The organism is Streptomyces sp. NPDC005878 (assembly GCF_040629815.1).
GTDB lineage: Bacteria > Actinomycetota > Actinomycetes > Streptomycetales > Streptomycetaceae > Streptomyces.
The window spans coordinates 1-24,255 of sequence record NZ_JBEXWK010000014.1; the positions used below are offsets into that span (position 1 = coordinate 1).

Annotated in this window: 24 protein-coding genes and 1 pseudogene; 4 read left to right on the top strand and 21 right to left on the bottom strand. The window is 68.3% G+C overall.

From position 1 onward, the window contains the following. Positions 1-677 precede the first annotated feature (677 nt). Positions 678-1,244 carry a DEAD/DEAH box helicase family protein gene (locus ABZ404_RS20900; RefSeq protein ID WP_358831033.1) on the top strand — a complete coding sequence of 189 codons (567 nt, stop codon included), beginning with the start codon at positions 678-680 and terminating at the stop codon, positions 1,242-1,244. Between the two features lie 71 nt (positions 1,245-1,315). On the opposite strand, the gene ABZ404_RS20905 is transcribed toward ABZ404_RS20900, so the two are convergent. Then, positions 1,316-1,726, bottom strand: coding sequence for a hypothetical protein (locus tag ABZ404_RS20905; protein ID WP_358831032.1), 411 nt, complete (start codon positions 1,724-1,726; stop codon positions 1,316-1,318). 428 nt (positions 1,727-2,154) lie between these two features. On the opposite strand from ABZ404_RS20905, the gene ABZ404_RS20910 reads away from it, so the two are divergent. Both ABZ404_RS20910 and ABZ404_RS20915 read left to right on the top strand, forming a co-directional pair. Further along, positions 2,155-2,538, top strand: a complete 384-nt coding sequence (locus tag ABZ404_RS20910; protein ID WP_358831031.1) for an SH3 domain-containing protein — start codon at positions 2,155-2,157, stop codon at positions 2,536-2,538. Between the two features lie 138 nt (positions 2,539-2,676). Then, positions 2,677-2,811 carry a helix-turn-helix domain-containing protein gene (locus tag ABZ404_RS20915; RefSeq protein ID WP_358831030.1) on the top strand — a complete coding sequence of 45 codons (135 nt, stop codon included), beginning with the start codon at positions 2,677-2,679 and terminating at the stop codon, positions 2,809-2,811. A 623-nt stretch (positions 2,812-3,434) separates the two neighbouring features. On the opposite strand, the gene ABZ404_RS20920 is transcribed toward ABZ404_RS20915, so the two are convergent. The 19 genes from ABZ404_RS20920 to ABZ404_RS21010 all read right to left on the bottom strand — a co-directional run bounded on the left by ABZ404_RS20920 (position 3,435) and on the right by ABZ404_RS21010 (position 21,030). Then, positions 3,435-4,352 (bottom strand): TIGR03854 family LLM class F420-dependent oxidoreductase, encoded by a 918-nt coding sequence (locus ABZ404_RS20920; RefSeq protein WP_358831029.1) that lies wholly within the window; start codon positions 4,350-4,352, stop codon positions 3,435-3,437. Positions 4,353-4,419: 67 nt separating this feature from the next. Next, on the bottom strand, positions 4,420-5,217 hold the full coding sequence (locus ABZ404_RS20925; RefSeq protein WP_358831028.1) for an acyl-CoA thioesterase domain-containing protein: 798 nt from the start codon (positions 5,215-5,217) through the stop codon (positions 4,420-4,422). Further along, complete coding sequence (locus ABZ404_RS20930; protein ID WP_358831027.1) at positions 5,204-6,184, bottom strand: beta-ketoacyl synthase N-terminal-like domain-containing protein; 981 nt, start codon at positions 6,182-6,184, stop codon at positions 5,204-5,206. The genes ABZ404_RS20925 and ABZ404_RS20930 overlap by 14 nt, the downstream gene beginning before the upstream one ends. Then, positions 6,181-7,407 carry a beta-ketoacyl-[acyl-carrier-protein] synthase family protein gene (locus ABZ404_RS20935; RefSeq protein WP_358831026.1) on the bottom strand — a complete coding sequence of 409 codons (1,227 nt, stop codon included), beginning with the start codon at positions 7,405-7,407 and terminating at the stop codon, positions 6,181-6,183. The genes ABZ404_RS20930 and ABZ404_RS20935 overlap by 4 nt, the downstream gene beginning before the upstream one ends. Continuing rightward, positions 7,404-7,646: an acyl carrier protein gene (locus tag ABZ404_RS20940; protein WP_358831025.1), complete on the bottom strand. Its 243-nt coding sequence runs from the start codon at positions 7,644-7,646 to the stop codon at positions 7,404-7,406. Before ABZ404_RS20940 ends, ABZ404_RS20935 begins: the two co-directional genes overlap by 4 nt. A 35-nt stretch (positions 7,647-7,681) precedes the next feature. Then, a complete protein-coding gene (gene fabI / locus ABZ404_RS20945) occupies positions 7,682-8,458 on the bottom strand; it encodes an enoyl-ACP reductase FabI (protein ID WP_358831024.1) in 777 nt (258 codons plus the stop codon). 9 nt (positions 8,459-8,467) lie between these two features. Next, positions 8,468-9,172, bottom strand: a complete 705-nt coding sequence (gene fabG / locus ABZ404_RS20950) for a 3-oxoacyl-ACP reductase FabG (RefSeq protein WP_358831023.1) — start codon at positions 9,170-9,172, stop codon at positions 8,468-8,470. After that, on the bottom strand, positions 9,169-9,612 hold the full coding sequence (locus ABZ404_RS20955; protein ID WP_358831022.1) for a thioesterase family protein: 444 nt from the start codon (positions 9,610-9,612) through the stop codon (positions 9,169-9,171). The genes fabG and ABZ404_RS20955 overlap by 4 nt, the downstream gene beginning before the upstream one ends. A 56-nt stretch (positions 9,613-9,668) precedes the next feature. Then, on the bottom strand, positions 9,669-10,856 hold the full coding sequence (locus ABZ404_RS20960; RefSeq protein WP_358831021.1) for an acyl-CoA dehydrogenase family protein: 1,188 nt from the start codon (positions 10,854-10,856) through the stop codon (positions 9,669-9,671). Continuing rightward, positions 10,853-12,448 carry an amino acid adenylation domain-containing protein gene (locus ABZ404_RS20965; protein WP_358831020.1) on the bottom strand — a complete coding sequence of 532 codons (1,596 nt, stop codon included), beginning with the start codon at positions 12,446-12,448 and terminating at the stop codon, positions 10,853-10,855. Before ABZ404_RS20965 ends, ABZ404_RS20960 begins: the two co-directional genes overlap by 4 nt. Further along, complete coding sequence (locus ABZ404_RS20970; protein ID WP_358831019.1) at positions 12,445-13,275, bottom strand: ketosynthase; 831 nt, start codon at positions 13,273-13,275, stop codon at positions 12,445-12,447. The genes ABZ404_RS20965 and ABZ404_RS20970 overlap by 4 nt, the downstream gene beginning before the upstream one ends. Beyond that, positions 13,272-14,477, bottom strand: coding sequence for a beta-ketoacyl-[acyl-carrier-protein] synthase family protein (locus ABZ404_RS20975; RefSeq protein WP_358831018.1), 1,206 nt, complete (start codon positions 14,475-14,477; stop codon positions 13,272-13,274). Before ABZ404_RS20975 ends, ABZ404_RS20970 begins: the two co-directional genes overlap by 4 nt. Then, positions 14,474-14,731, bottom strand: a complete 258-nt coding sequence (locus ABZ404_RS20980; protein ID WP_358831017.1) for a hypothetical protein — start codon at positions 14,729-14,731, stop codon at positions 14,474-14,476. The genes ABZ404_RS20975 and ABZ404_RS20980 overlap by 4 nt, the downstream gene beginning before the upstream one ends. Further along, positions 14,728-15,036 carry an acyl carrier protein gene (locus ABZ404_RS20985; protein ID WP_358831016.1) on the bottom strand — a complete coding sequence of 103 codons (309 nt, stop codon included), beginning with the start codon at positions 15,034-15,036 and terminating at the stop codon, positions 14,728-14,730. The genes ABZ404_RS20980 and ABZ404_RS20985 overlap by 4 nt, the downstream gene beginning before the upstream one ends. Positions 15,037-15,106: 70 nt before the next feature. Then, positions 15,107-16,231, bottom strand: coding sequence for an aminotransferase class V-fold PLP-dependent enzyme (locus ABZ404_RS20990; protein WP_358831015.1), 1,125 nt, complete (start codon positions 16,229-16,231; stop codon positions 15,107-15,109). Between the two features lie 15 nt (positions 16,232-16,246). Continuing rightward, positions 16,247-17,473, bottom strand: coding sequence for an MFS transporter (locus tag ABZ404_RS20995; RefSeq protein ID WP_358831014.1), 1,227 nt, complete (start codon positions 17,471-17,473; stop codon positions 16,247-16,249). Further along, entirely contained in the window at positions 17,473-18,720 is a 1,248-nt protein-coding gene (locus ABZ404_RS21000; RefSeq protein WP_358831013.1) for an ATP-grasp domain-containing protein, read from the bottom strand. Before ABZ404_RS21000 ends, ABZ404_RS20995 begins: the two co-directional genes overlap by 1 nt. Positions 18,721-18,758: 38 nt before the next feature. Then, positions 18,759-19,760, bottom strand: coding sequence for a proline dehydrogenase family protein (locus tag ABZ404_RS21005; protein WP_358831012.1), 1,002 nt, complete (start codon positions 19,758-19,760; stop codon positions 18,759-18,761). Positions 19,761-19,863: 103 nt separating this feature from the next. Then, entirely contained in the window at positions 19,864-21,030 is a 1,167-nt protein-coding gene (locus tag ABZ404_RS21010) for a fatty acid desaturase family protein (protein WP_358831011.1), read from the bottom strand. A gap of 1,789 nt (positions 21,031-22,819) precedes the next feature. On the opposite strand from ABZ404_RS21010, the gene ABZ404_RS21015 reads away from it, so the two are divergent. Then, complete coding sequence (locus ABZ404_RS21015) at positions 22,820-23,212, top strand: DUF6233 domain-containing protein (RefSeq protein WP_358990670.1); 393 nt, start codon at positions 22,820-22,822, stop codon at positions 23,210-23,212. Between the two features lie 51 nt (positions 23,213-23,263). Here ABZ404_RS21015 and ABZ404_RS21020 read toward each other — a convergent pair. Beyond that, a pseudogene (locus ABZ404_RS21020) lies at positions 23,264-23,975 on the bottom strand (transposase). Between the last annotated feature and the right edge of the window lie 280 nt (positions 23,976-24,255).

Sequence of the window (24,255 nt, forward strand, 5' to 3'; positions counted from 1 at the left end):
GCGTCGTGTCTGCGGAGCAGACCGCGCGCCGCCGCTACGCGGCGGTAGAAGGAAACGCTCCGCGTTTCCTAGACTGGTGCTCCGCACCAGAATTCCCGCACTTCGTGCGGGAATTGACGGGACTCCGTCCCGGATGCCGGTCCACTCCGTGGCCCGGCCAACGGCACGCGCTCCGCGCGCACCTGACAGCTGGTTAGAGAGGCGGGCTAGACCGGTACCTCGACTCCCCGCTCCTGTAGGAGAACGAGAGCCTTGCCGATGCAGTCATTGACTGAGATCCCGTCAATCCGGACAGGATCGGACAGAGGCCCTCCCGTCGCGGCGAACGTCCACTGGCGCCGCTCACGCTCCGGATCGACCCTCAAGAGAGCGTGGATTCCCTGCTCCCCGAGCCACTCCATCACGAGGATCGCCACGTCCTCCACACCGCTGTCAGGATCCGACTTGACCGATCGTCGCCTCACTCTGTCAACGACAGAACCCTACCGGTTCACGCCAACTTCACACAACGGTATGCGTCATACTTGAGAGGCAGATAGGTTATGGGCTGAGAGGCGAGGTCCCCAAACCTCAGCCCCGGGAACCATCGGCGTCTCACTGGCACCACTGAGCGCCGTTCAGTTCTTTTCAAAGCTATCAGTAATTTACGGCAGAATAGAGCCGACAGGATGCCGGAAATGAAGCTGAGGCCGCATCAAGTCGAGGCAGTCGACGCAGTCCTGAGAATGCTCCAGACGCCCTCGGGCAGAATTTCTCCCGGGGGACTGCGTACCCAGGTCATCGCCGCGACCGGATCCGGCAAAACCCTCATCGCCGCCGCCTCCGCCCAGCGCCTCCGGGCGCACCGCGTGCTGGTCCTGGTTCCCACCCTGGACCTGCTGACGCAGACGGCCGCCGCCTGGCGCGCCGGCGGCCGAACCGGAGCGATGGTCGGGGTGTGCTCCCTGACGGCCGCAGAATCAGACGGCATTCCCTGCACCACCGACCCGAACAAACTCGTGGCGTGGCTCAGTGCTCTGGACAGCGTGACCGTGTTCGCCACCTACGCCTCCATCGGCCGCGGCATCCTCCAGCACGCCCACCAAAGCCGGACTGGCACCGTGGGATCTCAACAGGGGGCAGGTCTGGAGCGGTGGCCAGTCGTGCGGGCCGGTGCACTGCCGCTGGCGGCGCAGCCCGCGCACTCCAGGCGGGATTGGCGCGGGATGTGCGGGGGAGACCTGCCCCGCCCGCCGCGCGCTTGACGCTTCATGACCATTGGCCCCCAGCGTCTGTGACGTCTGAGGGCGAAGGGATCTGCCGTGGTGATGTGCAATTACGGTCGGAAATACTCTGTGGGGCCTGACCACGAGGCGGTATGAGCGTTGTAGAGCCAGACTCCGACCTTTGTAATACCCCCCGAATACGCCGAACCATCAAGGGTGAAGTTGTAAGGCACGGTCTCGTTGACTGCGAACTTCCCCTGCGTGGGGCGGTTTTGCATATCAATCAGCATGCTGCCAGCCCACGCTTCGAAGCCTACTTGCGTTCCCGCGCCGCCGATGTCCTTCACCTCTCCTTGGACCTGAACGGAGCGATTGAGCCAGGTGAGACTGCCCCGGGCCGAGTGGGTGCCTAAGCCAGAGGAAACTTCAAAGGTGGTGGCATCGGCGAGGGCGGGGCCTGCGGCGAGCATGGTGACCGCTGCGGCACCCACCAGAGTGGCACCGGCTAGCTTAAGACGCATGAAATCTCCTTATACTCGCGGGAGTCGTGCGTGCATACGAATCTACGCCATCACAATGTCGCACATAGATCATTTTCGGCCAGGATGCCAGTGTCCGAAAGTCTGGCTGTATTGAGCTTCTTCGATGTGGCCACCGATCGGGTGACGGTGCGTGAAGTGAAACGAGCGAAGCCCCCGGGCTATTGATCGAGATGTCTAACGTCTCACTTCCGTTGATTCAGCGTCTTACGGACACCCCAACCGGAACGGGCCACTTCCCCGTTCCGGTTGGGGAGTTCTCGTGTGTCAGGCGGCTGTTCGTCCCGATGGCGCTAACGTCGTGAGCGGCTCCGGAGTCTTTGAGCGGTGACGCCGCTCGGCCAGGCCCGGGCTGGCTCCTACGTACGTGTTCCGCACCCAGAACCGACGACGCAAGGGGAATCGATTCCATGACCGTCACAGCAGCACGCCGCACCATGTCAGCGCGCCGCTCAACCGCCCGCATGGCGGCCGTTGCGGCCCTGTCCGCCGCCGCACTCCTCGGCGGCGGTCTCACGGCCCAGGCCGCCACACCCGCCCGCACGACGAGCGCGGCCGTGCAGCTCGCGCCTGCCGGTGCGCTTGCCACCCGTTGCTACTACAGGGTCAACGCCAGCGGCGGTCTGCTGATCCGCAGCGGTCCCGGCACCAACTACTCGGTCGTCGGGTCCTACGCCAACGGCTCCACAATCCTCGCGTCGGCATCCACCACCAACGGCTTCCGCCAGGTGGGCACCAACCGCTGGGTCTCTTCGGCGTACACCGTCCGCATCACCAGCTATCCCTGCGAGTGACAGGGACCCGCGCCGCCGTTGTCGGTAACTAACGCTCAGCGTGAGGTACTTGAAGGGCGGGTGCGTCGACGCTCGACCGCACAAGCTCTGTCCCAGCTGTCACAGAGCGTTTCGGAGTGCGCTGACGGTCACTTCATCATGGAAGTGTTACGCCGTTTACGGATCGCGCCTCAGACGGTCCGCACCTGGCGGCGACGCTTCATGGATCGTGGTGTCGACGGCTTGTGTGACGAGCCCATGCCAGGGGTCCCGCGCAAGATTCACCGACGCTGATGCGGAAAGGGTGATCGTGAAAACCCTGGAGGAGACCCCCGGGAACGCCACCCACTGGTCAACGCGGCCGGTGGCTGCAGCCACCGGTATGTCGCAGTCGACGGTGTTGAGAATTTGGCGGGCTTTCGCCCTTGCCCCGCACCGTTCCCAGACCTTGCACCACATGCCCGTGCTTGCGGAATCTCGCAAGGTCACGGCCCGGACCACACCCTGCGTCAAGGATCAGCGAAGGCACGGGCAAGGAGCCCGCGAACCGCTCAACACGATCCGCCATCTTCGGAGCATGCACCGCCGCGTAATCGCCGGCGTGGTCGCTCTAGACGGCGACCGACTCCGCTACTGGGTCCGACTGCGCCCTGCGGGATGTGGTGCGTGACTGCACTCCCCCATCCTGGCCTGCCCCTGCACCATCGACCAGCGGCTGGAACGAAGAGGGATCAAGCTCATAGCCCCACCCCAGCGATACAGACGACTGTGCAGTGCCGATCGTCACCCTGAAGCGCAAAGGTCAGTGACGCCGTGCGCCGGGAGCAGGCCACCCGTTGGTTCAAGGGCGCCCGCCGCGCCGAACACCATGTCCAGGAAATCTACGGCCGCGGCTCCGCAGGGGGCGATGTCCCGGATCACGCTTCGGACTCGAGGGGCTTCAGTATCGCCGTGAACTCCTCCAGGAACGCCTGGCGAGAGGTCACCGGCCCCGCGGGGCGGATCACGAACTTCGACAGGCCCGTGTCGATGTAGCGGCGCAGCTGGGACCGGGCGTCGGACCAGCCCCAGCACAGCAGGGTGCGGGGGTCGGGCACATCGGGGCGGTCCTGGCGGAGGCGGGTCAGCAGGGCGTTCACAGCAGCGCTGTCGGTGTCGGGCTGGACGACCGTCAGGTACATACCGTAGTGGTCTTCGTCGATCGTCCGGTTCGCGCGTTCGGCGGCGAGGGCGATGCAGGCACGGCACGCTTCGGCCTCCGGCGGACGGAGGTTGCTGCCGAGCCAGCCGTCGCCGAGACGGCCGATCCGGTCCAGGGCCACGGGTACCCGGCCGCTCAGCCACAGGTCCAGCGCTCTCGTGGGCCGTGGGACCGATGCCTCCTCCAGGTGGAAGAACTGGCCGTGGTGGGTGACGACCCGCTGTGTCAGCAGCGCCCGCACCACCTTCAGTGCCTCTTCGAACACCGCGGCCCGGCGCCCGGCCGGCACGGGGTACATGGTCCGGTCGGGGCGCCGGGCGGGGCGGATCCCGAAGACGGGCAGGACGCGGCCCGGCGCGAGGGCCGCCAGGCTCGCCAGCTGTGCCGCGACCAGGGCCGGGTTGCGTCCGGGCAGGACCAGCACGCCCATACCGAGCTTGAGCCGTGTGGTGACAGCGGCCGCGTGGGCGACAGCAACCAAGGGGTCGAGCGTGTCGGGGGCGGAGACCAGGTCCGAGAACCACACCGAGTCGATGCCGTGCGCCTCCACGTCCGCCACCAGGGCGCCCAGGTCGGGATGGTCCGACCGCGCGGCACGCTCGGGCACGCTGCCCACACCGATGCGGACCTTCATCGCGGCACCCCGGCCTCGGATCCCGCCGCCGCTGCGTCCCTCGTGCCGCCTGCCGGGCGCGGTCGCCTCACGGCCGGGCCCGCAGCAGCCGCCCCAGGGTGGTGGCCTTCGCCAGGACCGTGCCATCGGCCGCGGCGGTGACACCCTCGGCGAGGGCGACGCCTTCGGTCAGGGTCGCCGTCGTGGTGAGACGGCGCCAGGCGTGGACGGGCACGTGGCGGCTCCAGCGGACGCCCAGGTCGAGCGTGATCGGCTGCACGGTACCGAGGCCTTCGCTGCGGAAGACGCACTCCAGAAGGAAGCTGTCGAAGAGCAGCAGGTCCACGGCGGCCCCATGCGTGGCGCCGCCGATGAGCTCGGGGCGGCCCCGGACCCAGACGTCACAGAGCGGTTTGCCGTCCCCCAGCCCGGCCGGGCTGAGCGGGTAGTCCACGGCCCGTACGTCCAGGTGCTTGAAGAACGCCACCTCGTCGGCCAGCCAGGTCACCTCCGGCGCGGAGTCCGGCGGTGAGGCATCGTCGGCGGAGGTGTCGTCCGTGACCAGCCGGGGGTCGAGCATCCAGGCGTCGGCGGTGAAGACGCGCTCGGCGTCCTGCAGCAGGTCGATGCGGAGCAGCTCGCTCTTCCCGCCCTTGCGGATGGTTTCGACTCGGCCCTCGATGGGGCCGGGTGCCGCCGCCTTCGGATAGGCGCCCTGGATGCCGCCCAGAACGAGACCGGTTGCCGCGGCACGGGCCACCTGGCTCGCGAACGCCGCTATGCAGCCGCCGAAGACCCGGTCGGCGAACAGCCACTCCTCGCCGACGACGCCCTGGAAGCCGGAGCCGGACGGTGTGACGGTGAACGCTGTTTCAAGCGACAACATTCTCTCCCTTGATACGGACCACGGCGGCGGCCACGATCCCCTGATGTTCGACCGAGGTCAGCAGCACGACCCGGTCGCCGGGGCCGGAGACCGCCGCCCGCGTCAGGGCGGTGACCAGCTGGAAGGCACCCGCCGCGGAGTGCAGCTGCCCCACCGTCTCTGTCACCGGCGGCAGCGGCGTCGCCTGTGGACACACGGTCGTCAGCGCTGTGGACTCCGCGTCTTCCCATGTCCCCGAGCCCATCGTCGCCCACACCTGCCCGGGCGAGGCGCGGTCCAGCACCCGCTCCGCCGCCCTGCGCACGGCGGTCTTGGTGTCGCCGTCCGTGACCACCAGCGACGTGACGGCGAGGACCTCGGCCAAGCCGCCCGTGGCGTCGGCCTCAAGGCGGACCAGGGCGCAGCCTTCCGCCAGCGGAGCGGTGCCGCTCCGGACCCAGGTGCGTGCTTCGCTCAGTTCCTCGACGGCCCCGGCGAGCAGGACATCCGCCCGGCCCGTCAGCAGCAGTCGCCTGCAGTACCCGAGGGCGAGCAGTCCGGTCGTCGTGCCGCCGGCGAGGGTGGCGTTGGGGCCCTGGAGCCCGTGCCAGATGGCGGTCTGCCCCGCGATGCTGTTCATGGTCGCGTTCTGGATGGACGAGGGCTGCACGTGGTGCGGGCTCTTGCGCTCCCGCGAGGCGCGGTTGACTTCCAGAATGCTCTGGGCGCTGCCGTTCGTCGTGCCCAGGACCAGGCCGGTGCGGGTCGGGTCCACGTCTTCGGTGAGTAGCCGGGTGGCTGCCGCGATGCTCAGGGCGGTCGCGCGGCCCATGGTGCGGGTGCCCTGGCGGCCGAGGTACTCGCGGGGCTCGAAGTCGGGTACCGGCCGGGGCTTGTCGGGCAGCGGACGTCGTGCCGTGGTTCCTTCCGCGAAGGCCTGGTCCTCCGTTCCGTACGGGGACAGGGCCGACCATGCGGTGATGATCACGGCGTCTCCTCGAAGCGGCCGAACACGGTGATCGCGTTGTTGCCGTTGAACGCGAAGCCGTTGTTCTGCACGATCGTCACGTCGGCGGGTACGGAGTGGTTGGGTACGCAGTCGATGGCGCACTCCGGGTCCATGGTGCGGTGGTTGACGGTGGGCGGGAGGAAGCCTTCGTTGATCGCGATCGTGGAGGCGATGGCGCCCAGGGCACTGGAGGCGCCCATGGAGTGTCCGAGCATCGACTTCAGCGAGACGACGGGGGGCGGGCTGTCGCCGTACACCGCCTTGATGGCCCGTACCTCGGTCACGTCGTTGGAGGGGGTGCCGGTGCCGTGGGCGGAGATGAGGTCCACATCGCCGGGGGCCACCCGGGCGTCGCGCAGGGCGGACTCCATGCACGCCTGGATGCTCTTCTCCTCGGGGGCGAAGGCGTGGTGGGCGTCGCAGTTGATCCCGTAGCCCAAGACCTCCGCGAGGATGGTCGCCCCGCGGCCGCGTGCCGAGGTCAGGCTCTCCAGGAGGAGGATGCCCGCCCCTTCGCCGCTGAGGATGCCTTGGCGGTCGGCGTCGAAGGGACGGCAGCGGTCGGGCGACATGATGCCGAGTCGGTGGAACGAGGCGAAGGAGCGCCGGCACACGGCGTCGGCGCCGCCCACCAGGGCGTAGTCGGCGTCGCCGAGCCGGATGGCGTCGAGGCCGTCCCCGATGGCGTAGTTCCCGGCCGAGCAGGCGGTCGGGAACGTTATCGGGGCCACGTTCTGGAGCCCGAACTCCCAGGCGATGGAGGTGGAAAGCCGGTGGGTCCAGGCGCGGTCCACCAGCGCCGGGTCCATCTGGTCGGCTCCGTGCAGGAGGGTCTGCTCGGCCAGCGCGTCGAGATCCTGTGACTCGCCGTCGGCGGTGCCCACCGCGATGTGACCCGGCCGGTCTCTCAGGTCCTCACCGGTCAGCCCGGCCTCAGCCAGAGCCATCGCGGCGGCGGCCACGGCGAAGGAACTGGCTCGGCCGAGCGTCTCCACCGAGGTGCGCGCGATCCAGTCGGCCGGGTCGAACCCGGTGACCTCACAGCCCAGGGAGTGGGCGAATCCGGTGGTGTCGAACGCAGTGAGCGGCGCGACCTCGTTGCGTCCGGACCGCAGCCCTTCGGTGAACGCCGCCGTGCCGATGCCGATGCTCGACACCGGGCCGCGGCCCGTCACCACGACGCGTTCGAGTCCGCTTGTCATGCCTCGGCCAGGACGTCGTGGATCGCGGCCAGGCTCACCATGCGTTTGGCCTTGTCCTGTTCGATGGTGATGCCGAGGCTGTCCTCGATGGCCGTCATTATCTCAAGGACGGCCAAAGAGTCGACGCCGAGCTCTTCGTAGAAGTGCGTCGTCTCCGTGAGTTCGCCGGGCTCGACCTCCAGAATGTCGCAGACGATCTTCTTGACGCTTTCCCGCAGGTCGGGCGTGATCTCTACCATGTCGGTCTCCTCAGTCTTCGGGGCGTAGCGGTCGGTCAGGCGCCCACGACGTGGACTCCGCCGTCCACGTGGACGATCTCGCCGGTGGTCGCGGGGAACCAGTCGGACAGGAGTGCCACGCACGCCTTGGCGGCGGGGGCGTGGTGGGCGGTGTTCCAGCCCAGCGGGGCACGGTCCGCCCAGACGCCGGCCATGTCCCCGAATCCGGGGATGCCCTGTGCGGCGGGTGTGTCCAGGGGGCCCGCGGCCACCAGGTTGACGCGGACTCCCTGGGGCCCGAGGTAGCGGGCGAGGTAGCGGGAGCAGGATTCGAGGCCCGCCTTGGCGACGCCCATCCAGTCATACAGCGGCCAGGCCTGGGAGGCGTCGAAGTCCAGGCCGACGATCGATCCGCCGTCTTTCATCAGAGGCAGGCACGCCACCGACAGGGACTTCAGGGAGTACGTCGAGGTGTGCACGGCCAGGGCCACGTCGTCCCAGGAAGCGTTGAGGAAGTTGCCGCCCAGGGCGGACGGCGGCGCAGCGCCGATCGCGTGCACCACACCGTGCAGCGCCGGTACGTGCTCCCGTACGTGGTCCGGCAGCGCCCGCAGCTGCGCCGTGTCCGTGACGTCCAGGTCGATGACGGGGACCGGGCCGTGCGCCCCGGTGGGCAGCCGCTTGGCGATGCGTTCGGTCAGACCGCGCCGGGGGTAGGCGGTGAGCAGGACGTGCGCGCCCTGTTCCAGAGCGATCCGCGCGATGTGGAACGCGATGGAGTTCTGCGTGAGCACCCCGGTGACGAGGATGTTCTTGCCTTCGAGAATTCCCATGCCCTGCCCTCACCACCCCATGGCCAGGCCGCCGTCCACCGGGAGGACTGCTCCGGTGACGTACGCCGCGTCCGGCCCTGCCAGGAACCGCACGGCCTTCGCGATCTCTTCGGGCGCGGCCGTACGCCCGAGCGGTATGCGTTCCTTGGCCGCGTCCTTGACCTTGTCGCTGAGTGCCGCCGTCATGTCCGTGTCGACGAAACCGGGAGCGACGACGTTGGCGGTGATGTTCCACGGGGCGAGCTCACGGGCGAGCGACCGGGCGAAGCCGACCAGGCCCGCCTTCGACGCGGCGTAGTTGGACTGGCCGCTCTGCCCCTGGAATGCGACGACGGACGAGACGAAGACGAGCCGGCCCGTGCGGGCTCTCATCATGCCGCGAGCCGCGCGTTTGGCGACGCGGTAGGCGCCGGTGAGGTTGGTGTCGAGGACCGCCTCGAACTCTTCCTCGCTCATCATCGCCAGGAGTTTGTCCTGGGTGATGCCCGCGTTGGACACCAGCACCTCGACAGGTCCCTGCCGCGCCTCCACCGCGGCGAAGGCGGCGTCCACGTCCTCGCCGCTCGTCACGTCGCACCGCACACCGAACAGTCCGTCCGGTGCCTGCCCCGACCGTTGGGTCACGGCCACCGTGTCACCGGCGGCCGCCAGCTCCAGGGCGATGGCCCTGCCGATCCCCCGGTTGCCCCCCGTCACCAGTACCGAGCGTGTCACGCTCCCTCCCCGGCGGGGGTGTTCAGCGGTGCGACTGCGCCCAGGGCATCCACCAGGCGCTGAGGCACCGGCGTGCTGCCCGAGCCGTCGCCGGCCACGGTGACGTAGACGATGTGACCGGTCGCGGTGGTCGCGCCCTCCTTTCGGAAGGCGAAGTCGAGGGTGAAGCTCTTCTTCCCGATCCGCGCGGTGCTGACCAGGACCTCGGGCTGGTCCCCGTACCCGATGCCCGCCTGCCAGTCGATCTCCACGTGGGCGACATGCACGTCGACACCCATCTCGGACCAGGTGGAGTACGGCAGCCCCCGCGCGAGGAAGAAGCCGTCCACGGCCTCGTCGACGTGCGCGAGGTACCACATGTTGAACATGACGCCTTGGCGGTCGATTTCAAAGAATCTCGGCTGGATGGGGTGCGCGAACACCTGGTCGTCCTTATTCATGATCTCTGTGCCTTCGTTCGTGTACGGGTCAGTGGGGACACGGCCGGGCGGCCGTCTCACCACGAGAACGCCTCCTCGTCACGGAGATCCACCCCCAGCGTGGCCTTGCCCAGGTATTCCAGGCATTCCTCCGGCTTGGCCGGCATCACCGATCCGTACTGCAGCTCCCGCAGGAGCCGTTCGATGGGCCGGGAGCGGCTGACGGCGGCCGAACCGCAGACCGAGAGGGCGATCCCCGCAGCCTCGTGGCCGAGGTCGGCTACCGCGTACTTGGCGGCGTGCACGAGCGTGTTGGCGGTGGTGCCGCCGCGTTCGCGGTCGACAGCCTCGCCCGCTCGCTCCACCAGGGCGCGGGTGGCATGCAGACGGGCGGCGAGCAGCCCCAGGTTGCGCTGGACGGTGGCGGACCGCGCCCTGCTCGGTGAGGCCGTGACGTGGTCCACGACAGCCTGGCACACGGCCTCGGCGATCCCGAGGTAGGCGCCGGTGTAACCGGCGACCATCCAGTGCGGTTCGCGGATCACCTTCGTCAGGGACAGCCCCTCGATCCCGAGGACCAGCCGGGACGCCGGCACCGTGACGGCGTCCAAGGCCATGTCCGCCGTGCTCGTCCCGTACATGGCCGTGAGATTGTGGATCTCCCCGAAGGTGACGCCCGGGTCGTCCCGGCTCACCAGCAGGTGCGAGACGCGTCCGGGATCGTCGGAGTCCTCCGGCCGGGCGGGGACCGCGTAGTAGTCGGCGATGCCGGCCAGCGAGACGAAGGACTTCCGGCCCGTGATCACGAAACCCGCACCGTCGGCCTGGCGCCCGTAGCGCGTGCGCAGCCCGCGCAGTTTGGCACCGCTGGCCGGTTCGGACGCCGCCGACGCGAACATCTTGCCACCCTCCACCACCTCGGCGAAGAGCCAGGAGCGGAACTCCTCCGCCATCGGTGGCAAGGGGGTGTCCGCGGTTTCACACAGCGGTCCGATGACGGCGTTGTGCATGTTCAGGCCGAGCGCCGCCGCGCCGTTGTGGAACCCGATGACGGACAGCACCCGCCAGTAGTCGGCGAACCCGAGCCCCGCTCCGCCCGCTCTGCGGGGGACGAGCAGGCTCAGGAAGCCGGCGTCGGCGAGCAGCCGGTAGGGTTCCCTCAGATCGCCCTGGCGGTTGTCCACGTCGGCGGCGAGGGCCGCGATCTTGCGGCCCACCTCGTGCGCGCGGTCCAGGAGTTCGTCGAAATCGCCGGGGATCGTCACCCTGTCTCCTTGAGTGGGGGGAAGTTCGCGATCGGTTGCGGGAGGTCGGCCGCGGGCCGTGCCGCGAGCGCCGGACGGTCGGTCTTTCCGCGGTCGTTGAGCGGGAGCGCCGGGACGGCGACCACCCGGTCCGGCACCATGTAGAGGGGCAGCTGGGTGCGCAGCAGCGCGAGGACCTCCCGCTCGGGGAGCGTGCCTTCCACGTACGCCCAGAGCTCGCCTTCGTACGCACCGCTCTTGGCGACGACCGCCACCGCCGCCACTCCGGGCGCGTCGAGCAGCACGCTCTCGATCTCGCCCGGGTCGATGCGGTACCCGTGCCGCTTGATCTGGGAGTCCTTGCGGCCCAGCAGCACGAACTCGCCGTCGGCGGTACGCCGGGCGAGGTCTCCCGTGGGATAGGCGCGGCGCACCACGCCGTCACGGAAGCGGACCCGGCGGGTGGGATCGACGAGGGCGCCGTCCTGCAGGTATCCGAGGAAGACGGTGGCGCCGGCGACGTGGATCTCTCCCTGGCCGGAGGTGGGCCGGCCGTGTTCGTCGAACACCTCCACCGTGTCACCGGGGACCGCGCGTCCGACCGCTGCCTGCTGCGCGGCCGTCCAGGACCGGGGGACGCGGAGGTAGGTGCAGACGTTCGTCTCGGTCGGGCCGTACAGGTTGTAGACCGGCCGGTCGCCGGCGATCCGGAGATAGCTCTCCAGAGCCGCGGGAGGGAAGGGCTCCCCCGCGTACAGCAGGACGCGCAGTGCGGCCAGGGATGTCTTGGCGATGCCGCCGCGTTCCAGCAGACCGACGTAGAGCGAGGGCACCGCGTACAGCACGCTGATCCGCTGGGCGTGGAGCCAGTCGACCACGTCAGCGGGGAACGCCTTGATCCGCTCGGGCATCAGGACCGTACAGGCGCCGACGGCTGCGGCGGAGAAGAGGTCGAACGTGCTCAGGTCGAAGGTCAGGGCGGCCTGTGATCCGATCCGGTCCGTGGGCCGCAGCCCCAACTCCGCCGCGGCCCATTCGGCGAAGTGCGTGACGTTCGCGTGCGACAGCAGCACGCCCTTGGGCGTGCCCGTGCTACCTGAGGTGAACAGGACGTACCCGCCCGCGCGAGCGGCCTCCGGCAGCGGCCCGGCCGGTACGCCGTCGGCTACGCGCAGCAGCCCTATGCCGTCCGCGAGGGCCTCGGTGTGCGCGTCTGCTCCGCCGGACACGGCCTCGACAGCGCCGGCCCGGGAAGAGGCGGTGGTGAGCAGCGCCGTCAGCCCGGCCTGGCGCACCATACGGCGGGTCCGGGCCGTCGGGCTGCGGGGGTCGAGCGGTGCCACGACCGCCCCGGCGCGCAGGGCCGCGTGGATCGCGAGCACCGCCTCGAACGACTTGGGGATGAAGACGCCGATCCGGTCGCCGGGCTCGACCCCCTGGGCGGCGAGTTCGGCGGCCATGGTGCCCACTGCGGCGTCGAGTTCCGCGTACGTCCACGCGCGGTCACCGTCCACCAGGGCAGGACGCCCAGGGTGGGTCAGCGCGGCGCGGGTGAGCAGGCCGTCCAGGCGCCGCTGCGCGCGCTCGGGGGCCGGCCCCGTCAGGCCGGTCACCGGGCCGTTCCCAGCAGCACGCGCAACTGCCGCGCGCCGAGCGCGGAGTCGATGTCGAGGGTCACGGCGTCCGCGGTGTCCTGCGCGCGGGCGGCACGCAGCGTGGCGTAGAGCTGGACGAGGCCGGCGAGGCTCCCGAAAGCCGAGAAGTCCGCAGTGGCGGCGGGGACGACGGCCCCGGTGGCAGCGGGGGCCGGGACAGCAGCCCCGGCCGCTTCGGGGGCTGCCTCCACGCGTCGAAAGAGGAACGCCACGGCCGCGTCGGTGCGGGACGGCGCGGCCAGCGGCTCGCCGTCCCGTGCCAGCCCGGCGTGGGCGGCCAGGGGGCGTCCCTCTGCCGTCACCAGTTCGACGCCGATCAGCAGCACCTGGTCCATGCCGTCATCGAGGATCGTGTCCACCAGGTCCAGGGCCTCGGAGCGCACGTCGCCGCGGAGCGCGACGCAGGTCGTCGGTCCCGTGATGGCGTAGTCGCGGGCGATGACTCCGAGGATCGTCGTGGGCACCGACTGGTAGAACAGCAGGGGGTTGGCGGTCTGCCCGGATTCCAGCAATCGGCTGCCGAGGTCGGAGGTGACGGTGTCGCCGAAGAGCGTCGCCAGAACCAGACCCGTCCGTGCCCCCTGCTTGCCCAGGGTGGCGCCGTCCACGACGTCTGCCAGGCAGCGGTCGACCGCTGCCTTGACCAGCGGGCTGAAGGCGGACTCGACGAACCCGGGCACGCGGCGCGTCTCGGACGGCTCGACGACGAGATGGCCCGCCTGGATGCCCGACGGCACGACGAGTGCCTCGGACACCAGAAGTCGTTCGGTTTGCGTGTCGGTCATGCTCGCTCCCACAGCAGTGCTGTGTTGACCCCGCCGAAGGCGGAGTTCGTCGTCAGGGCGCGCCCGATGCTCGATCTGCGAGCCCCTTCGGTCACGTAGTCCAGGTCGCATTCGGGGTCGGGCAGCGAGAAGTTCGCTGTGGGAGGCAGCAGTTGATGTCTCAGTGCCAGCAGCGTGATCACGGATTCGACGGCTCCGGCCCCTTCGAGGGTGTGCCCCGTCGTCGATTTCGTGGAGCTCGCGGGCACGTGAACGGCCCGCTCGCCGAACACCCGGCGCAGTGCGGCGGTTTCGGAGGTGTCGTTGGAAGGGGTGCCCGTGCCGTGCACGTTGACGTAGTCCACCGCGTCCGGGCCGAGGCCGGCGATCCGCAGTGCGGACTCCATGGCCTGGGCGGTGCCACGGCCCTCCGGGTGCGGACGGCTCGCGTGGTAGGCGTCGGAGGCGATGCCCCACCCCGCGACGCGGGCCAGCACCTCGGCTCCCCGGGCGAGGGCGCTCGCCTCGGACTCCAGCACCAGGCACGCCACTCCGTCGCCGAGCAGCAGACCCGTACGGTCGTGGGAGAAGGGACGTATACGGCCGTCCTTGGCGAACGCGCGCGCCGAGTCGAACTTCGCGAAGAGTTCCCGCTCCACCAGATAGGCGCCACCGCACAGCAGCGCGTCGGCCCGCCCGCGGCTGATGAGACGGCTCGCGTGGACGATGGTGTCGGCGGAGGCGACGCAGGCGTTGGTGAAGGTCAGGCGCAAAGGGCCCAGGCCCAGCGCGCCGGCGAGGCCGTGGGCGAGCTGGCCCGGCACACTGTCCGGGAGGAAGGACGCCTCGGGCCTCTCGGCGGCGCCCTCCACGGAGCGCCAGTACCGTGAGATCGGACGGTAGTCGCCCTGGCTGCCGACGAGGGCGCCGGAGATCCGCGACGGGGCGATGCCCGCCATCCCGATCGCGGCCCTGGAGCAGGCCAGGAGTACGTCGTGCTGGCGCGGTGGGGCGTCGTCGGTGAAGTCGACCCCGGGGATCTGCGGACCGTCCCCCTCATACACGGCCGCGGAGGCACACCGAAACGGCGTGGTGTCGAACCGCTTGACGCCTCGGAAGGCATGGCGGCCCGCGAACGGGCCATCGAGCAGCGCCTGTTCCCCGAAACCGAATGCGGTGAAGACCCCGAAGCCTGTGACGACGACGCGTTGCGACGCGCTCATCGCGGCTCCCCGGGACCGGCGGCCTTCGCGGTCAGCGCGTTCACGTGGGCCGTGATCCGGCTGATGCTGGAGAACGTCTCCGCGCGGGCTTCCCGCAGGTCGAGTTCGATGCCGAACTCGGTCTTCAGGCTGTGGCTGAGCCACGCGAGGGAGAAGGAGTCCACCATGATTTCGGTGTCGTCCGCGACGACTTCCACCCCGGCCAGCGTGCGGCTGTCCACGAGGATCTTCCGTATGTCCTGCGTCGTGATCATCGGGCGCCCCCGCTCTCCGCGGTGGCGACGGAACGCTTCCTGACCACCTCGTCGACGAACTCCCCGAGCGTTGCGGTGAGCATCAACTTCAGCAGTTCGTCCGGGAAATCGATGTCGTACTCCCTTTCGAGTTGGACGGCCACTTCCAGGGCGCCGATGGACTCCAGTCCGACCCCGTCCGGTCCGAGGGACGTGTTGACGTCGATTTCATCGCCGAGTTCCATGCCCACGACATCCTCGATGACATGAATGACGAACTCGAGAACTCGCTGCCGTTCCTCTGACTCCCGAAACTCCGCAGGCATGGCTGTGTCTCCTCAGTTCAACGGTCTGTCGTGATGTCTCCACGGCGGAGACAGCCGGGTACTCGCGCGGTCAGCGCAGCACGTCTCGCAGGACTCGGGCGAACCTCTCCACCTCGGCCATTGAGTTGTAGTAATGCGGTGAGACGCGCACAGCTGCCTCCACGCCGACCGCGTTCATGTACAGGGGTGTGTGGCTGCCCTGGGCGGTCCACACGTTGACCCCGGCGGTGTGTAGGGCGCCTTGGACGTCCCGGGCGGGCATCCGGTCGTGCACGAAGGTGACGATCGAGGCGTGCCGGCTGCCCGGGTCGATCAGCCGGGTCCCCGGCAGCTGGGCAATCGCCTCGCGCACCGCCTCGCGAACCATGCCGGGGCCGTCATCAGTACGGGCCAGATGGTGGCGGGCCGCCGCTTGGAGGCCCATGACGCTGGAGTTCGAACGTTCGGCGTACTCCAGCCTCCGGGCGCCGGTGCTGTGCACTTCGTAGTCGTCGCCGCCGGTCATGTCCGCGATGTGCAGGTCGTAGAAGGGCAGCGCGACAGCCTCACGCAGCCGGGGGCTGATGGCGGCGAATCCCGTGCCGCGCGGCCCCCGAAGGAACTTGCGCCCGGCACCGGTCAGCAGGTCGCAGCCGATCGATGTGGCAGAGACCGGCAATTGGCCGACGGCCTGGCAGCCGTCGACGCCGTAGTAGCACCGCCAGGGGGCGAGGATCTTTCCGATCTCCTCCACCGGTGTCACGATCCCGCAGCCGGACGGCACGTGCGGTACGGAGACGAAGGCCACGTCGTCCCCGATGTGTGTGCTCATCCAGTCCAGGTCCAGGTCACCGTCGGGCAGGACCGGCACGACCTCGACGCGCAAGTCCAGGCGGCGGCGCAGCTCCGTCCAGAGGATGAGGTTCCCCGCGTACTCGTAGGGGGTCACCCAGACGCGGTCACCGGCCGCGAAGGGGATGTGCGAGACCACCGAGGACCAGGCACGCGTGGCGCTGTCGAAGAGGGCGATGTCGTCGCTCGGTGCGTCGATCACCCGCCCGAGCGTTTCGTACACCTCGCGTTCGAGGGTGTCCGCGTGACGCTGTTCGGCCTCGTAGGAGCCGCCGTCGGCCTCCTCCGCGAGGTAGTCGGTGACGGCCTGGGTGACAGCCGCGGGCATGAGGCCGGCACCCGCGTTGTTGAAGTGGACAGGCATGCGTGCACCCTTCGATCAGGAGACCTGGGCGGTTTTCGCCTCGGGCTCGGTCAGCCAGAGGTACGAACTGCGGCGGACGACGACGATCAGTACCAGCGCGACACCGAGGGCGGCGCCGACCAGATACCACGGGCTCGAGGCCGAGCCCCCGTCATCGGTGAGCATCAGGCTCAGCTGGGGCATGGCGATCAGGCCCACGTTGACGCCCGCCGAATACAGCCCCATGTTGCGGCCGGTGACGGAAGGGTCCGACACCTCGCTGACGTAGTGGAGCAGCGCCGGGAAGACGATCATTTCGGCGGCGGTCCAGAGCAGCGTCGCCCCGACGAGCGCGGGTCCCGACGTCGACAGGCCCATCAGCACGAAGCCCGAGGCCGCCAGCACGTAGCCGGCCAGCAGCGAGACGAAGTGGCTCACGTGGCGCATCGCCGTGTTCAGCGGCACCTCGAACAGCACGATGGCCACCGCGTTGACGAAGAAGATCGCACCTGCCCAGTAGCTGGGCAGACCCCGTTCGTGGATCACGTACGCGCTGAGGAAAGTGGGCGGCAGCGCGTACGCGAGGTGGATGGGCAACGCCAGCAGGAAGATCGACCAGAAGCGTGTCTCGCCCTTCAGCGTGGGCGCCGTCAAGCGGCCGCGCGCCGTCTTCCCCTCCTCGGCGACCGTCCCTCCGGAGGTCCTGATGATGAGGTAGACCGCAGTGCCCAGGACGACACAGGCGTTGATGAGGAACAGTCCCACCGGGCGCCAGGCGAACACGAGTCCGCCCAGCGCCGGTCCGATCCCCATGCCCACGTTGATGGCCAGGCGGTTGCAGGAGAAGGCGACCTTGCGGTCCTCCTCCCGGGAGTGACGCACGGTCTCCGCGTACGCCGCAGGCGTGAACGCCTCGTAGAAGAATCCCCAGACGAGGCTGCCGATGATCAGCATCACGGCGCTGTGGGTGAGCGGCAGGACCGCCACCAACGCCGCGTTGCCGACCAGGCCGCTGATCATCACCGTGCGTGCCGACACGAAGTGCAGGACGGGCCCAGCCGCCAGGTCGGCAGCGAGGGCGCCGAGGCCGTAGGCCCCGACGATCGAGCCCACCTGCCCCGCGGAGTAGTCATTCCGCTCCACCAGGTAGGCCGCCAGGAAAGGGAACGCCATGGTGCCGGACCGGAAGAGCAGCGTGGTGATGAACAGCGTGCGCAATTCGGGAGCCAGCCCGCGAACGGCGCGCAGAGTAGTGCGCAGCATCAGATCAGGTACACCTTGTCCTTCAGTTCCTGGATCTTCCGGTAGTCCGTGAGGATGGCCTCCTCGGTCTCCCCGGTCATGAAGATCCGCAGGGGGCTGGTGAGGAGGTCTACCGTGCGGCGGAGCCGGCCGCCCGGCTTCACCTTCACACTCGGGAAGAACACGGTGGGCAGGGCCGCGATCTCGCGTACGACGTCCTCGTCGATTGCGCGCACCTCGCCTTCCTGCACGCTGGGGGCGTTGTAGACCACCGCGGGCTGGCGTCGCGTGTAGACACCGTCGCCGTAGCGACGGAGGAACTCCTCGGGCCGCAGGTAGGACAGTGCGATCAGATCGGCCTGGTTGTGGCCCAGGCAGATCTGGTGGAAATCGGGCTGCATGTTGCCGTTGAGGCGGGCGCCGATCTCCACCAGGGCCGGGCCGTCAGAGGTCATCTTGACCTCGGTGTGCGTGGGCCCGAACCGGATGTTCATGGCCTTGAGGACCTCGTCGACGTACGCGATGAGCTCCGGCACCGGAGAGGCGTCGGCCGGCATCAGGACGTCCTTGTCGTAGACGTTCTTGCCATTGGTGAGGGTCTTCTCGTACTTCCACACACCGCAGACGAAGCGGTGGCCGTCATGGCTGACCGTGTCGACGATGTACTCCTCGCCGTCCAGGTAGGACTGGATGAGTACTTCCCGGTTGGGCAGGTCGAAGATGTCGCGCGAGGCGAGGACCTCCTCGGCGGCCGTGCGCACCTCCTCCGCCGAGCCGCAGATGTAGACCCCGTCAGTGGAGGCGGAACTGAGCGGCTTGATCACCACGGGGTACTGGCCGCGCTCCTCGGCCCAGTTGACCAAGGTCTGGGGGTCGGAGCTCTTCAACTGATCGGCGCAGCGCAGGCCGGCCTCGCGCAGCACTTCGATCATCTGGTACTTGTCGCGACGGGCGGTGGACAGCCGGGAGCCATTGCTGGCCGTGCCGATCAGTTCACTGAGCCGGTCGGACAGCGGCACCCCGGGCTCCTGTCCGGCGAGCACGGCGCTGACGTTGTACGGGCCGAGCTCCTTGACGAGCTGGTCCTCGTCGTGGAACACCAGATCGCCGACGTAGGAGTTCATGTCGGGCAGCAGCATGGAAGTCATCCACTCCGGGGTGCTGCGGACGTGGACTACCTGGGCCCCAAGCCTGGTGAAGGCCGCGGGCAGGAAGTTGCCGGTCGAGTAACCGTCGACGATGGCCGCTACGGGCGGAGTTGACGACAAGGAACTACCTTCTTTCGCGATGATGCGATGGGCGCGGGTCAGTATTCGGTTCCGAAGCGGACCCGCTCCGGCTCGTACAGATCGGCCAGAGCGGTCATGACCGCGGGCGGGTATTCGGCGAGGCGGTGCAGGAAGTGCAGCCACCAGTTCTGTCCGTAGACCGTGGCGATCCGGCAGGGTATGCCACGCTCCCGGTACGACTTGAGCAGCGGCGGCCGGCAGCCGTGCAGCATCTCGATCTCCGTGACGCGCTCCAACAGCCCGCGCTGGTCGAGGAGTTCGAGGAGTTCCGCGTCGTGGGTGGCGACGGCCACGGGATTGCCGTGCGCCACGATGCGCTCCAGGAGCAGGGCGTAGCGGTCGTTCAGTTCGGGACCGCGGGGCAGGGCGACGTCCGGCGCCTCGTTGTAGACGCCCTTCACCAGGCGGATCTTGCGTCCCATGGGCAGGACGGTGGCGAGATCGGCCTCGGTGCGGTGCAGGTGGGCCTGCATCGTCAGGGAGACGTTCTCGTGGTCCTCGGCCAGCCCCTTGAACACGGTGAGGATGTCGTCCACGAGGGACGAGCGCTCCATGCTGATGATGATGCCGATGCCCTGCGGGGCGGCGTCCCGCAGCAGGACGGCGGTGTTGTCGGCGGCGGTCTGGGGGGAGATGAGCGAACCCACGTTGGAGAGGTCGAAGCCCAGCTGGGTGGGGTGGTCGAGGCCGGCGCTGAGGTGGTCGTCGATCAGCGCGGCGTACTCGGTCATCACCTCGCGGACCTCACCGGCGTCGCGCGCTTCCTCGCCCACGAACTCCACGCCGGTCGTGTACCCCTTGGCCTCCAGGAGGGGGAGGCGTTCGAACAGCTCCGCCCGGTCGGCCGCGACGATGTAGCGGCGGGCGGCCGGGGCGAGCAGGGAGGCCAAGAGCGGGTCATCGACGAAGGCGGAACGGCAACGGGTGTCAGCGGCGAGCTGCTTGAGGCCTCTGGTGGCCAGACGGAGCAGGGACGGGTCCAGGGCGGCTGCGGCCTGGGCGTCCACGACGTGGTTCATTGCGTGTCCTCTCGTGTAAAGCGACAGACGGGTTTCCTCGGGCGCCGCGGACAGCACAGGCAGGCACTCGGGCACCTGAGGCACCTGAGGCACCGTGGTCAGCTCAGGCAGCGGTGACGCTCCGGGCAAGGGCTGCCGCCTCGGCGAAGGTTCCGTTGCCGTCGATGGCGGCCGGGTCTCCTCCGTCTCGGCGCCAGGCGCGGTACTTGGAGGCGTAGCTGAGCAGGGTCTCCTGGTTCTCGCGGCCCTTGGTGCGGGTCAGGACGCCCGCCCACAGACCGTCCCAGCGGGCGTAGGCGTGGTCCTCGAGGAGGACTTGGTGGGCCCGCTTCATGTTCCAGAAGGGCACGCCCGTGTTGAGGTGGTGCACCAGGTGGTAGTTGTCGTGGTGCCGCCCCAGCAGGAAACGCTCGATGGCCCAGCCGTGACGGTTGCGGGTCATGAGGATCTGCTTGTTCTCGCTCTCCGGCAGCGGGTAGTGCTCGGCGAGCTCCGACAGCCAGCCGATGGCGATCGCCGTGGTGAAAAGCGGGACGAACCAGAGCAGTGCCAGTTCGAGCAGCCAGCCCTGCCAGGCGCAGAGGCCGATGATGCCCGCCCACTGCAGGAGCAGCACGACGCGCTCGGTGGAAAGGCGGACCGGCATGGAGACCGCGACGTTCTTGGGGTTGAAGAGAATACGGTCCTGAATGACGTAGGAGACGTATTCGAGGGTCCTCATGCCGCACACCGCGAGAGCAATGTTCTTGATGAAGAACTTCTTGTCCGAGACCTGGTGGTCGTAGATGCCGACACCCACGTGGAACTCGTAGTCGGGATCTTTTTCGGGGTCACCCAGGTAACGGTGATGGAACCCGATGTGAGAGTTCCGGTAAGGGTTGTACAGGTGGAGCACTGTGTAACCGGAGAAGAACGTCCCCAACGTGACGTTGAGACGACCGTTCTTGGTCAGAACCTTGTGAGAGGACTCGTGCAGGAGGTTTACGAACGCACGCTGAGTCGATCCGATCAGGATGATGGAGATCGGATAGAACCAGTACGAGATCCCCACGCACAGGTAGACCGACGCCGCCACCAGCAGATAGTCGAAGGCTAACGCCAGCGGGGCATGATAGTTGTCCAGTACACAGAGTTCTTTCAGACGCCTGCGAACTCCGCGATCGAGCTTGCTGAAGTCGAGACTCAGATCGTCGGCTTCTTCTTTGCCGATCGCCTCCTTGCCGACCTCTCCCTTCTCGTTCCCCTCATTGATTACTCGCTGAGCAGACAAGGTAAATCCCTTCCGTAGAGAATGGAATATCCACCTCGGCGCAGCACGAAGCGCCACAGCACATTCAAGGCATGAGGACACTGGCCAGAACAGGCCTGTCAGATCACGCAGAAAACGCCATAAGCGTCGAAAGAGGGAACCGGCTACAGCGATGAGTGTAGACCGAAGACATATGCAGGCACATGTTGAAATTCGCTCCCCCGTTGGAGTCGTTTCGACCCACGGAGTGAAACATGATCTCGCCATCGGGATCAAGGGGGTTCCGGCCGACCGGTGACATCTCGCCGATCAGTCCTGGCCGAAATAGTGTGCAATCCAGAGGGACATAATGCTCATGAAGGGTGTAAGTCGAATGTTCTGTTTGCCGATGATGGCGTGAACCATGTGACTGGATGATGGCGTGAACCACGTGACCGGTCGCGAAACCTTCCGGGCGGCACCACATCGTGGGCGCGGGACGCGGCGACGGGCTGCTCCGAGACAGTTCGGCGCCCACGGGCCGGCGGGGTGGACAAGTCGTAGCGTCCAGAGCCTGATCATTTGAGTACGTGGCGTGCTTGAGCAGCAACGACGGCGACTTCGGCCGGTGTCGTCTTGGCCGCGTTAGCGATGGCGCTGACCGGGTACTCGCTGATCGCACTCACCAGACGGAACCAGACGGAACGGGAGTGGCGAGCGTTCGCTTCACCTGCTTCGACAAGGAGACGCCATGCCCGCTTGGAGACGGTTGTGCGGGAACCACCACTTCAGGGGCCACAAGTCCGTCATGGTCTCCGTCGGACCGCCGAAACGCAGACCGCCGGATTACCGGTCGTTCCCGTCAGGACCACAGATGCTTGAGGGTGACTGCGGGGAGCGCATACGGGCCGCCTGGATGCGGCGCGGTTGATCCTTATGGATCGCGTACCAATGCCCCAAGAGGCTGAGAACGAGGACACGCACACCGTGGATCTTCGGGACGCCGCTGCCGCTCTCGAAGGGCTGCCCGGACGGCTGACCCGATCGTGCCCGCCGCCCCCGTGTAACTACGGTCCCAAAGTTCACCATGCCTCCCGGACTTCGACAATTCATTCATCGTGGCGTTCGCTGACCCACTCATCAAGTTGCGGGGCCGCGCGTGGACGGTCACGCCCACGCGTCGCTGAGCGAGGAGATACGCGTGGCCAGGAGGGCCACCGATTTGGCATCCGCCGTGGCAGCGGGTGACCAGTCGCCCTAGGGGTACGTACCTGGCCCGGGGCCCGGTCGACCAGTAACCATGCACGTCAACTCTGGTTACGGGACTTCCCCATGCTGCGGGGCCAGGCCGGCGACTGCAGACCCCTCTCGCCCGCAGGGTCCAGGAGCGCCCCCCTCAGCGGTGGCCCCGGCCGCCGGGTGCCGCGGAGCCGGCGCCACCGCTGCGGGCGCCCACCCTCATACGGAGCTACAGCCCGTACGAGGTCGTCGCCATCAACCTCTGGATCGCAGACCCGGTACCAGGCGGTGGCCATCGCCCACGACGACTCTCGAGGACCGCCGCGCCTGCCACCTGCGTCTGTGGCCCACCCTGCCCGACGGCGCCCGCACCGACTGGTACTGGTGAAACCCCGCCACGATGACCCGACGGGACTTCACCCCATGACCCCGCCACTTTCCCGGGCCTGCTGCCGCCCGACCTGCCTAGCCTGGAGGCGCTGCGGGCCTGACACGCGATGTGGGTCGGCCTCATCGACCGGGCCATCGCCGATCTCAAGCGGCAGGAAGCCGAACGCGCAGAGGGCCAGCGGCGCCGACCACCACCGCCGGAGTGGACATCGAGCACGCCCTCGGGGGACCGCACCTGCTCATCGCGGTCCACACTGGCGACTGCTGGCTGCTCCACCACGCCAAACGCATGCGCGCCGTCGACCGCGACACCGCCCGCCAGGCCCTGGCCGATGGCATCGAGGCGTGCGGCTTCTGTCGGCCCGAACACCGCACTCGGCATGATCGGCTGACGTGGCACCGGCCGATCGGGGCCGAAGCGGGTGAGGTGCCCGTGGTGACCAGCCTCAACCCGACGGGCAATAGAGCCTCCTCCGCGGAGACCGGACCCGAGGTAGAGGCCAAGGGGCCACATCCTGCGACTGCCCTGCCGCCTTCCTCAGAGACGGCTTCCGCGGCGGACACCTGGACTGCTCGGCTAAGACTTGTCCCGTAACTGATCTCCGAGTCATCGCGGGCGAGGTCGGTCGCTGATCGGCTCGTCCGCCTATCCGGCGAGGTCGAGGTTGTGCAGTCGCGCGATGCCGAGCATGGCGTGATGTACGCCGTCGCCTTTCGATCGCACGCGCAGGATCTTCCAACTCTTCATGCGGGCGAAGGTGTGCTCGACGCGGGCGCGGACCTGCTTGTGGGACTTGTTGTGCGCCTGCTTACAATCAGACAACTCCTCACCTTTGCGGCGCCGGTGGGGCGTTACGAGACCGGTGCCCGAGTAACCGCCGTCAGCAATCGTCATAGTAGTACCGACGGCAGCTTTGGCCCCGGATTCTTCCCATGCCCTACAGTCGTTGCGGTTGCCAGGCAGGGGGCGTCCGTCCACGACGACCAGGCGGGTGTCGGCATCGATGACGACCTGGTGGTTGGTGGAATACCGGTAGTTCTGCGACTGCTCGGCCACCGTGTGGTCGCGGGTGGGCACCAGGGTGCCCGTCCACGATCAGCACGGCGTCCTTGGCGAACCGCTTGCGGGGCTAGAGCGCTAGCATCGGCCCGAGTTGACCGAAGATGCGTTTCGCGGCCGACTTGGACACCCCGAACAGTGGGGCGAGCTGGCGCATCGTCAAGTTCGTCCGCCAGTAGGCCACGACCAGTAGTACCCGGTTCTCAAGCGACAGACCCCACGACCGGCCTCGCCGTACGGGATCCGCTCCTGCGCGCCGCAGCGCGGTCACCAAATTGCCCAACTGGCGAGGACTCAGTCCGGTGAATGGGGCTACCCGTCTCCAAACCCTGACCTGCCGCCCTCCGGCGTCGCGGCCGAGGGCGCCGGCCCCATCGACGTCGGCGTCGCCTTTTTCGACGACAGCCACGCCGAGTGCGCTACTGCGGGGCAATGGATTCAGTTATGACGCTGTTGCATGGCTGAAACCAGTGCGATGCGGCCACCACCAGTGATCCACGATCAGAGGCTGCCTCCCGGCTCCCCCAGTCACCTTGGTGCGGGCTGCGCCGTTCCTCCCGGCCTTCCACGGGAAGCCG